8 protein-coding genes are annotated in these 10,917 nt (G+C 35.9%); 6 read left to right on the forward strand and 2 right to left on the reverse strand.

The genetic code is table 11. The features are described from left to right. The first annotated feature begins 94 nt into the window (after window positions 1-94). From carA to VFM92_RS12375, 4 genes are all read left to right on the forward strand, one after another. The gene (carA, locus tag VFM92_RS12360; protein ID WP_325122530.1) at window positions 95-1,189 is read left to right on the forward strand and encodes a glutamine-hydrolyzing carbamoyl-phosphate synthase small subunit; all 1,095 of its coding nucleotides are present in this window, start codon (window positions 95-97) and stop codon (window positions 1,187-1,189) included. 7 nt (window positions 1,190-1,196) lie between these two features. Beyond that, window positions 1,197-2,471 carry a phosphopyruvate hydratase gene (eno, locus tag VFM92_RS12365; RefSeq protein WP_325122531.1) on the forward strand — a complete coding sequence of 425 codons (1,275 nt, stop codon included), beginning with the start codon at window positions 1,197-1,199 and terminating at the stop codon, window positions 2,469-2,471. 132 nt (window positions 2,472-2,603) lie between these two features. Continuing rightward, a complete protein-coding gene (locus tag VFM92_RS12370; RefSeq protein ID WP_325122532.1) occupies window positions 2,604-2,903 on the forward strand; it encodes a septum formation initiator family protein in 300 nt (99 codons plus the stop codon). 3 nt (window positions 2,904-2,906) lie between these two features. Then, entirely contained in the window at window positions 2,907-3,458 is a 552-nt protein-coding gene (locus VFM92_RS12375; RefSeq protein WP_325122533.1) for a hypothetical protein, read from the forward strand. Window position 3,459: 1 nt separating this feature from the next. Here VFM92_RS12375 and VFM92_RS12380 read toward each other — a convergent pair whose 3' ends face one another. Together VFM92_RS12380 and VFM92_RS12385 are read right to left on the reverse strand one after the other, a co-directional pair. Beyond that, complete coding sequence (locus tag VFM92_RS12380) at window positions 3,460-4,545, reverse strand: Ldh family oxidoreductase (protein ID WP_325122534.1); 1,086 nt, start codon at window positions 4,543-4,545, stop codon at window positions 3,460-3,462. Beyond that, window positions 4,545-5,480 carry an exopolyphosphatase gene (locus VFM92_RS12385; RefSeq protein ID WP_325122535.1) on the reverse strand — a complete coding sequence of 312 codons (936 nt, stop codon included), beginning with the start codon at window positions 5,478-5,480 and terminating at the stop codon, window positions 4,545-4,547. Before VFM92_RS12385 ends, VFM92_RS12380 begins: the two co-directional genes overlap by 1 nt. Window positions 5,481-5,656: 176 nt before the next feature. On the opposite strand from VFM92_RS12385, the gene VFM92_RS12390 reads away from it, so the two are divergent. Both VFM92_RS12390 and pafA read left to right on the forward strand, forming a co-directional pair. After that, window positions 5,657-8,224 (forward strand): WG repeat-containing protein, encoded by a 2,568-nt coding sequence (locus VFM92_RS12390; protein ID WP_325122536.1) that lies wholly within the window; start codon window positions 5,657-5,659, stop codon window positions 8,222-8,224. Window positions 8,225-8,564: 340 nt separating this feature from the next. Then, entirely contained in the window at window positions 8,565-10,208 is a 1,644-nt protein-coding gene (gene pafA, locus VFM92_RS12395; protein ID WP_325122537.1) for an alkaline phosphatase PafA, read from the forward strand. Window positions 10,209-10,917: the final 709 nt, after the last annotated feature.

Genomic DNA, 10,917 nt, shown 5'->3' on the forward strand with positions numbered 1-10,917 from the left:
GGGATTGGATATTTATTCAATCCCTTTTTTTTTATTTATTTTTGTCCTATTCAAAATATAGCTCCATTCATTTTCAATTTCAGAAGATTATCTGATGAAGTATAAAAACAAAAACAAAGCAATTTTACTTTTAGAGGACGGAACTGTCTTCCATGGCAAATCAATTGGTTTTTCAGGTACTAAAGGTGGTGAAATCTGTTTCAATACAGGTATGACAGGTTATCAGGAAGTTTATACCGATCCTTCTTATTATGGGCAAATAATGGTAAATACCAATGCTCATATCGGTAATTATGGTGTTCACTATGAAGAATCTGAATCTGAAAGCCCTAAGATTTTTGGTGTTGTTATCAATGCCTTTTCTGATGATTATAGCAGAAGTCAAGCGGTTGACAATCTCAATAATTATTTAATTAAGCATGAAATTCCGGGTATTTGCGATGTAGATACACGGAAAATAGTTCGTCATATTCGTGATAAAGGGGCAATGAATGCCATTATTTCTTCTGAAATATCTGATATTGATGAATTAAAGAAGGAATTAGCTAAAGTCCCGTCAATGGAAGGACTTGAACTTTCTTCTTTTGTCACTTGTAAAGAACCTCATGAGTTAGGAGACGCCAATGGTATAAAATTGGCTGTGATGGATTACGGTATTAAAAGTAGTATTCTAAAGCAGTTGGTTCAACGAGGTTTCAGATGTAAAGTATTTCCATCTAGCTATAGTTTTAAAGAAACTGAAGAGTGGAACCCACAAGCATATTTTTTATCAAACGGTCCTGGTGATCCTGGAGTAATGGCTGATGCCATCAAAAACAGCAAAGACATAATTGAAAGTGGTAAGCCTTTATTTGGTATTTGTCTGGGTCATCAGCTAATTGCGCTGGCCAATGGGATAAAAACTTTCAAAATGCATAATGGTCATAGAGGTTTAAATCAACCTGTATTGAATACCGAATCGGGAAAAAGTGAAATCACATCTCAAAATCATGGCTTTAGTATTGTCACAGAGGATGTGGAAAAATCTTCCTTAGTAGTAGCAACGCATTTAAATCTGAATGATAATACAGTGGAAGGATTAAGAATGAAAGAAAAAAAAGTATTTTCAGTACAATATCATCCAGAATCATCCCCAGGTCCTCATGACTCTAGATATTTATTCGACCAATTTATTTCGCTAATCAACTAATAAAACTATGAGTATAATAGAAAACATTCACGCAAGACAAATATTAGATTCCAGAGGAAATCCTACAGTGGAAGTAGAAGTATTTACGGCCAATGGTGGTTTTGGAAGAGCAGCTGTTCCATCTGGAGCAAGTACTGGTATCCATGAAGCTGTAGAGTTGAGAGATAAGGATAAATCCATTTTTATGGGTAAAGGGGTTTTGAAAGCTGTTGATAATGTCAATGGAGCCATTGCAGAAGAATTAATTGGTTTTTCTGTATTTGAGCAAAACCTTATCGATAAGATAATGATTGAATTAGATGGCACAGACAACAAGGCGAAATTAGGAGCTAATGCTATTTTAGGCGTTTCTATGGCATGTGCTAAGGCAGCCGCCCAACTTTCAGGTCAGTCGCTTTACAGATATATTGGTGGAGTAAATGCCAACACTTTACCAGTTCCGATGATGAACATATTGAATGGTGGCAGCCATGCGGATAATAAAATTGACTTTCAGGAATTTATGGTAATGCCCGTTAATGCTGAATCATTTTCTGAGGCATTGAGAATGGGAACCACCGTTTTCCATCACTTGAAAGAGGTATTGAAAAGCAAAGGTTTGTCTACTAACGTTGGTGATGAAGGTGGTTTTGCTCCAAATATAGAATCTAATGAGCAAGCTATCGAGGTAGTTTTAACAGCAATAGAAAAAGCAGGTTTCAAACCAGGTGAAGATATTTTCATTGCTCTGGATGCTGCAGCTTCTGAGTTTTATGATGCAGATAAGCAGAAATATGTTTTTGCAAGTACAGGCGATGAATTAACTTCTGATGAAATGGTTGCCTATTGGAAAAAGTGGTGTGATAAATATCCTATCCTTTCTATTGAAGATGGAATGCAGGAAGATGACTGGGAAGGTTGGGAAAAACTAACGCGCGAAATCGGGAGAACAGTTCAATTAGTAGGAGATGACCTTTTCGTTACCAATACCAAGAGATTACAAAGAGGAATTGACGAAAAAATAGCTAATTCTATCTTAATTAAAGTTAACCAAATTGGTACTTTAACAGAAACTATTAATGCCATCAGAATGGCGGATAAAGCTTCTTATAAAAACATCATTTCACATCGTTCTGGAGAAACTGAAGATACTTTTATCGCAGACTTAGCGGTAGCAATGGGCTCTGGTCAAATCAAAACGGGTTCAGCATCTCGTTCAGATAGAATGGCGAAATACAATCAATTATTGAGAATTGAGGAAGAATTAGGCGAAATGGCATATTTCCCTGGAATAAATTTCTAAAATCAACTCTTTTAAACAAGAAGGCTATTGGAGAATTTCCCAATAGCTTTTTTGCTTTAACTTAATTTAGAATCGAATTCAGGTTTTTAGGCGAAATCATTTTTTTATATTACTTTTAAACTATAATAAGTAATGCGTATCATGGATAAAATCCCTAAAATATTTAAGAATTTTTACTTCATTGCAAGCGCGGTGTTTATCTTTTGGATGTTATTTATTGATGGGAATGATTTAATTTCTCAATGGAGACTAGCTTCCAGATATAGTGAACTACAAAAAGAAAAAGAATATTATCAGGAAATGATAAAGGAGGTAGAAGTAGATAGGGAAGGGCTTCTAAGTGATGATGAATTGCTGGAAAAATTTGCTAGAGAACGATACCTTATGAAAAAAGAATCAGAGGATCTTTTCGTTATAGTTGAAAAAGAATAGTCATTGCAAAAAGCTAATACATTTCTCTTTATCTCAATTCTCTTATTGCTTTTCGCAAGCCATAATTCTATTTGTCAGAAGTATGTTGATGAAGATTCTGGAATTATAGACAGAATTTATCTAGGCGGGAATTTCGGATTGCAGTTTGGAAGTTACACCCATATAGAAGCTTCTCCATTAGTTGGTTATATGATTAATGAAAAGCTCTCAGCAGGTGTTGGTGTCATCTATCAATATTTCAGAATAAGAGGAAATAGCCAATTTGGTGATTATGAAACCAATATTTATGGAGGTAAATTATTCGGGAGATATAATTTTTCTAATCAGGTTTTTGGATATTCAGAATACGAAAATATAAACAGAGATTTCAGGTCAAGTAGTACTTCAGATCTTAGTAGAATATGGGTTCCGGCTTTTTTTATTGGAGGGGGTTATTTTCAACCTATCGGCAACCGAGCAGGATTTACAGTTATGGCCTTATACAATTTATTGCACTTCCCAGGTCGTTCACCTTATAATTCCCCTTTTGTACTTCGGGTAGGATTTACAATTTAGATTAAAAATACCGATCGAAGGATAGTCCAAATTTATTTCCAATATCCTTCAAATCATCCACCACCGCTGGTAACAAAGGAATTCCATTAGCTCTCCTCTCCTCACTGATTTCTCTTTCAGGATCTCCAGGAATTAACACTTTATCATTTTCACCAGTTGTCTCAGCATTTCTAAAAGTTTCAATCCAATTATCCATATGCGATTTGAAATCTTCTGCCGGACGGAATGCATCTATCCGCATGGCGCCTAGAAAATGTCCCAAGCCTTCACCAACAGGATTTTCTTTAAGAGGTAAGAAGCTTACGAAGGGAGGAGCCCACGGCCCATAATTAGCGCCTGAGAGCACTGCAGAAAAAATATCTACAATAGAACCAAGAATATATCCTTTATGACCAGAGTGTTCTCTAGAACCTCCCAGTGGTAGCATACTGCCTCCCTTTTTAAGGGCATCCACATCGGTTGTTCCCTTCCCATCTTTATCTTGCACCCAGCCTAATGGAGCTTTTTCATTTTTCCTTTTTAAAACTTCCAGTTTACCATTGGCCACTGTGGTAGTGGCAAAATCCGCAACATAAGGAGGCTGGTTCTTTGTAGGAATTGCAATCGATATTGGATTCGTACCCAGTAATCTTTCTTTGGAAAAGGTAGGGGCTACTAAAGGACTTGCATTGGTCATTGACCAGCCAATCATATCTTTATCCAATGCCATCATACTATGATGCCCAGCTATTCCGTAGTGATTAGAGTTTTTAACTGAAACCCAGCCTGTACCGACTTTCTCTGCTTTTTCCATCGCAATGCGCATCGCAAAAGGCGCAACGACTAAACCCAGTCCTCTATCCCCGTCAATAACTGCTGTACTTGGCGTTTCATGAACGACTTTAATAGTAGGCTTTGCATTGATTCTACCTTCTTCCCATAATCTAATATATCCATGCAAGCGCGCCACTCCGTGAGAATCAACTCCGCGTAAATCGGCATTTACCAAAACTTCAGCTGCTTCTGCTGCCTCTGTAGTAGGGCATCCCATTTGAATGAATACTTCTTTTACGAAATGCTGTAATGCTTTATGATCGAAAGAATTCATTATGATGTTTTTAATTCATTTGATATGATGGCATCAAGAAGACCCTCCTTTAGCGCATAAGTTGACACTTTGATATCAATAAATTCATTATTTTCAATCAAAAAATCGATCAAACAAACGGCTACTACTATCATGTCTACCCGCATTTCAATCATACCAGCAATGGCCATTCTTTCGTCTCTATTTTTCTGGATTATCTCATTAAAAATCCTATCGAAATCTTCTAAAGAAATTGAAAATGCAACATCATCTGGTTTATCACTTTCCTTTTCTAGGTAATTAATATCTATCAACGTATCGAAAGTACCGGAAGATCCTATCAGATGATGAGGTTGGTAAATATCCATTTTCACTTTAAGCTCTGCTAATTCTTTTCTTAAGAAATCATCAAGCTTTTCAATGTCTTTGGGTAGGATAGGATCATGTTTATGAAATTTATCTAATAACCTTTGAGCGCCAATTTCAAAACTCTGCATCCAGAAAACTTCTGTTTGATTGCAAATGATAAATTCAACGCTTCCGCCTCCAATATCCATAATTAAGGCCGGTTCAGGACCTATCTCTAACGCTTTTTTTACACCTTGATGAATGTATTTGGCTTCCTCTAAGCCAGAAATTAATTTAACCGAAATGCCAGTAGCTTCATAAATATGCTGCATTACTTCCTTTCCGTTTTCTGCATTTCGCATAGCAGAAGTAGCACTGGCGAAAACATTTTCTACCTTTTCTTCCTTAATTTTGTCGCTGAAATAGAGCATTGTTTTTACGGCACGTTCTTCCGCAGCTTTGCTTATATTTCCTTCGCTTATTCCACCTTCACCGAGCTTAACGGCAATTTTTTCTTTGTGAATAATTTTTTCGACACCCGCTTGTATTTCCACAATGAGTAAGTGAAAAGTATTTGTACCTAAATCTATTATCGCTATTTTATCCATAGTTGTATACCTGCCTGAAAAACAATGCGCAATATACTATTTAGCGACCAATTGGCAATTGTATATTTCTCACACTTGGGAATTCTTTCAGATTGCTTGAAAAGCTTCGCTACGCTTTACCGATTATTTATAACTTTGTTAAGTTATAATTACTTCTGCTTTTCTAAAGATTTTATATGCGCCAATTATTATTTTTTGTATTCACTATTGTGCTCGCTTCCTTTTTTTATGGATGTGCCTATAAAGTCATGAAAGCAGATGAATTTTTAGAGCAAAATGAATTAGCAAAGGCGAAGAAGCGGATTGATAAAGCGGTGGAAAAGGATGCCGACAGCCCGGCCACTCAATTCATGCTGGCCAAATATTACAGTCACCCTGTTTGGTCTTATGATGCGGTAGATTCTGCGCATCTTTATATTCAATATGTGAACGACACTTTTCCTAAGCTGAATGCTGATGTAACTGAAAAATTAGCCAAAAAAGGATTGGACAGCACTGCCATTAGCAAGCAAGGGTTGATTATTGATAGCCTGGCCTTTGAAAAAGCCACTTCCATCAACACAGAAGAAGCCTATAATTATTATCTCAACCATTATCAACATCTTACTTTTGAGGAAAACGCAATTGAATTAAGAAATGTGGTAGCTTACGAAGATGCTATCTCACAAAACACCACACAAGCCGTAAGTGAATTTTTTAGGAAATATCCGGATGCACCTCAGGCTCAGAAAGCTCGAAACGTTTTTGAAACGCTTTACTATGAAAAGAAAACTCAGAATCAACAATTAATTAATTATAAGGAATATCTGGAGGAACGTCCAGAAACTGAATATGCAGAAGAAGCGGCTTACGAACTTTTAAAGTTGCTTAGTGCTGGCGCCAATGCACGGGAATATGAACAATTTATAAGTCAATATGGTGAATTTAAAGCTTCACAAATGGCAAAATCAATTGTGCATGGGCTGAATTATAAAGAACAGATACCAGTGTTAATTACTCATAAAAAAGATGGTCTTTATTATTTTTTTGATTTGAATAGTAAGCGATTGTCACCTTTTCAATATAAAGCTGTAAATCCCGATTCATGTGCCTTTATAATGAGACCTTTTATTTTAGCAAATGAGAAAAATTCAACTCAAGCGTATTTAAAAAATGGTCAGAGAATTTTCGATTCAGCTATCAATTCTATTGAATATCTGGCAAGCGGATTTTTTAAGATAGGCACTAATAGGCTTAAGCAAAACTTAATACATTATAGCTTAAATGAGCAATTGCAACAAGTCTCCTTAGATTTTAAATTTTTAGACAAATTTCATTATGCCAAAAAAAGTCAAGAAGGATGGCACTTAATGTCCATTTTAGATGAGCCAATTTTGAGGCAGCCAGTGGATAGTATTTGGAAGGAAGGCGATGTGTTTTTTTTCAAAAAGGGTAATGACATGGCTGTAGCCTCTATACTTGATTTTAAAAAAATGGCAAAGGATGATTTAAAATCTTTAAGCTTTCTTTATGATGATTATGAATGGTTAGATGATCAATATCTCCGCTTATATTCTAATGACTTTGAAACAATTTTAGATCATCAGGCTCAAGTAATTTTTCCAGTAGAAAAAGCAAGATTTGATTTTTTTGGAGACTTTTGGATTAAAGAAAAACAAGGTGAAATAACTGTTTTAGATAAAAATAAAAATTCACTTTTTGAAGAGGGTTTAAATGATTATCAATATGGCTCAGGTGTTTTAGCCCTACAAAAAGATAGTCTTTGGTCAGTGTTTAGCAATGGGCTAGAAGGATTTCCAAGATTTCAATACGACTCCATTCGTATTTTTAACAGCTGGTTGACATTTGCAGTTAAGGATTCAGTAGAATATTTGCTATTTCAATCAGGGGAGAAAATAGCTTTATCGAAAGAGGATAAGTATAGATTATTGAAAAATTATAATGTCGCTTTTTCAGATGTGACCGATCAAATTCGTTTCGTAGAAATTGCTAATGAAGGAGGATACTTCCAGCTTTTGAACGGTTTTGGAAGAAAAATTAAAGAAGGTCAAAAGCTCGATATTAGTGTTTTGACTCCTGGTTTGATTCAAATCCATACCGATAAGCGAAAGCAATTGATTGATTCGGCAGGGGCTGTAATTGAAATAGAAGATGCAGAAGCTTTTGGAGCATTTAAAGATGGTTTAATTCCTATTTTGAACGATAAAAAATTCGGTGCTCTAATCGTGGATAGTCTAAAACTTATCCCAGCACATTCTCAAAGTAAATTGGAGGTCTTTTTAAAGGATTCCCTGTATGTGTTCGAAGAAGAAAATTTAGTAGGCATCAGCGATGTTTCAGCCAATATTTTACTGGAAGCCGATTTTCAATCAATCGAATTTTTCAATGATTCTACCGCCATTGTAGAGGAAGAAGGCGAAATCGGAATTCTCAATATTTATCAAAATAACTATTTGCATGAAGGAATCGCTACTTGGGAAAAAGTAATAGTTGAAGAACAAAAGTATTTCATCTTAAGAAAAGAAGGAGGTTATGGAGTTGTCAATCAGCTAGGAGAGGAGGTTATCCCATTTATTTTCAATGAACTCACTGCTTACCAAAGCAAAAATGAATTTTTCTGGCTGGCGGAAAGAAGACTTTCCGAAATCAATTATATTGTAATTGCTTACTTCGATAAAGACGGAAAAGTCTTATTCAAAGAAGGTCTGAACTTTGATGATTATCTAGAGACTGCTTGTGATTAATACCAGCCCCAGTCCAGCCCCCTAACCCCCAAAGGGGGGATTGGATATTCTCACAGATTTGGCTTAGCAGGAAACAACAGTTATTATCACTATTTTCTATACTGTTGTGCAAATAACCCGGATTAGGATAGCCTGCTAGCCCCTGGCTAGTGAAGTGATATAGCTATGATTTGAGAGTGTTATGCTAAATCAAATTAAATTAAATAGCAACAGCAATTTCGGGCGTTCCCACTTTGGGGGTTAGGGGGCTTTTAATTTTTTAATCACATAACCTTAATCTAAAATTCCTACCATAACTCAGTTCAAAGTTTTAATTTGCAGCAAATTAAAATCAATTTAAATGAAGAGATATTTCAGCGGGGCTCTGGCTCTATTAATTTTATTTTCTTGTCAACCAACAAAGAAGCAAGAACAAAAAGTTAAAAAACCTCAATTGGTGGTAGGCATAGTGATTGACCAATTGCGTCATGATTATTTTGAACGCTATGGCGACAATTTTGGGGAAGATGGTTTTAAAAGATTGATTTCTGAAGGATTCTATAATCACAACACCCATTACAATTATGTACCTACTTACACTGGGCCTGGACATGCCTCTGTTTATACAGGAACTACTCCAGCGACTCATGGCATAATCGCCAATAATTGGTACGATAAAAATATCAATACGTCTGTTTATTGCGTAGAGGATACTTCTGTTTACACTATTGGTTCAACATCTGAGGCAGGTTTAATGTCACCACATAGAATGTTAAGCAGTACCATTACGGATGAATTGGGGTTGGCCACTAATTTCAGGTCAAAAGTAGTAGGGATCTCCATAAAAGATAGAGGGTCTATTTTGCCTGCAGGCCATAATCCCACAGGTTCTTTTTGGTACGATAAAAGCAATGGACATTTTGTGAGCAGCAGTTATTATGGTGAGGAGGAATTACCTGCTTGGCTGCAAGATTTCAATAATCGTAATCTGGCGGATGATTATTTAAATCAAACTTGGGAACTCTCCATGCCGTTGGAAGAATACACGGAATCAACAGCGGATGATATGCCTTACGAAATGACCGTAAGAGGAAAAGATAAACCCGTTTTCCCATACGACTTGAAAGCATTGAGAGCAGGAAATGGAAATTTTGGCTTGTTGCCAAATACTGCTTTTGGAAATACTATTTTAGCAGATTTAGCTATTGCGACCATGGATGGAGAACAAATGGGACAAGATGATATCACTGATTTTCTAGCATTAAGCTTTTCTTCTACCGATTATATCGGTCATGGATTTGGTCCGCGTTCAGTGGAAGTGCAGGATACTTATATCAAATTAGATCAAGAGATTGCTAGAATATTTAAGTACTTGGATGAAAAAGTAGGCAAAGGCAATTACCTGATTTTTGTCACTTCAGACCATGGCTGTGCCGAAGTACCTGAATATTTGCAAGCCCATAAAATTCCTGCAAATCATTATGATGACAAGATATATGTTCAACATATGAGCAATGCTTTGAATCAAGAATTTGGTGAGGGGGAATGGATAGAAGATTTTTCTAACGAGCAGTTTTTTTTAAACCATGAGTTGATAGCAGAAAAAGAGGTCGAGTTGGATGTGATAAGAAAATTGATGGTCAATGAAGCTTTGAAGCTAGAAGGAGTAGCCGAAGCCTATTCTGCATCCGATATGCAAAGCACTGAATTTACACAACATAAAGCTGCAGCTTTGCAGATGGGTTATAATTTCAAACGCTCGGGAGATGTATTATTGATATTAGAGCCAGGCTGGTTCTATCAAACCCGCTCAGCCACCACACATGGTACTGGCTATGCTTATGACACCCACGTGCCCTTGATTTGGTACGGTTCAGGCATCAAAAGCGGAACATCCTACAGAAGACAAAATATAGACGATATAGCCGTGACCTTGGCTCATATTTTAGGAACCTCCCTGCCAAATGGTGCAACAGGTGAACCTATTCAAGAGATTTTGGAATAAAGTTTTATAGATTTTTCCGTAGAGTTAATCTTTTAATAAACGTTTAATTCTACACTTAAAGCCTTTCATAGTGATCTTAACTCATTATGAAAGGCTTTTTTATGAATTAGTATTGTGGTAGATGTTCTAGATATTGAAATATCAAAGTGAAATAGCCGTCCTAAGTTTTAGGAAGTGATTTTGAATACTTAGGACGCTTTAAAAATACTTAGGAAGCAAGTTTACCAAATTAGGAAACTGAAAAATGACTTAGGGCACAATAATATTTGGCAGGAAGGTTAAGAAAGATTCAGGAAAAAATATTATTTTGTTTAAGTGTAGAATGTGCAATTAAAAGTGTGGTGTACTGAAATAAAATAGCTTTCCCTCAGTTTTTGATCTCGAATGAATCTAACTGTGCGGTCATACCGAATGAATACTTTTTAGAATAGTAGTAAAAGTTTTCCAATTTTATTGGTATTTTAGAAAATATAAAACGAATGAGTGTATCTTGATGTTTACTGCTTACTATAGCACAGGGGTTTTATACAGTTGTTGCTGAAAATGCTTTTAAAATTATTTTAAATCCCTTAGATTGCTGAAAAGATGTAATGCGTATAAAGTAACCTTTGTTACTTTATACAATTGTTGAACTAAACCGTTTCTTTGAGGAAACGGTAAAATGAGGTATGATTAAATTGTAATGGTAAACAAAATTTTTACCATTATG

This window comes from Marivirga sp. (assembly GCF_035704835.1).
Classification (GTDB): Bacteria; Bacteroidota; Bacteroidia; order Cytophagales; family Cyclobacteriaceae; genus Marivirga.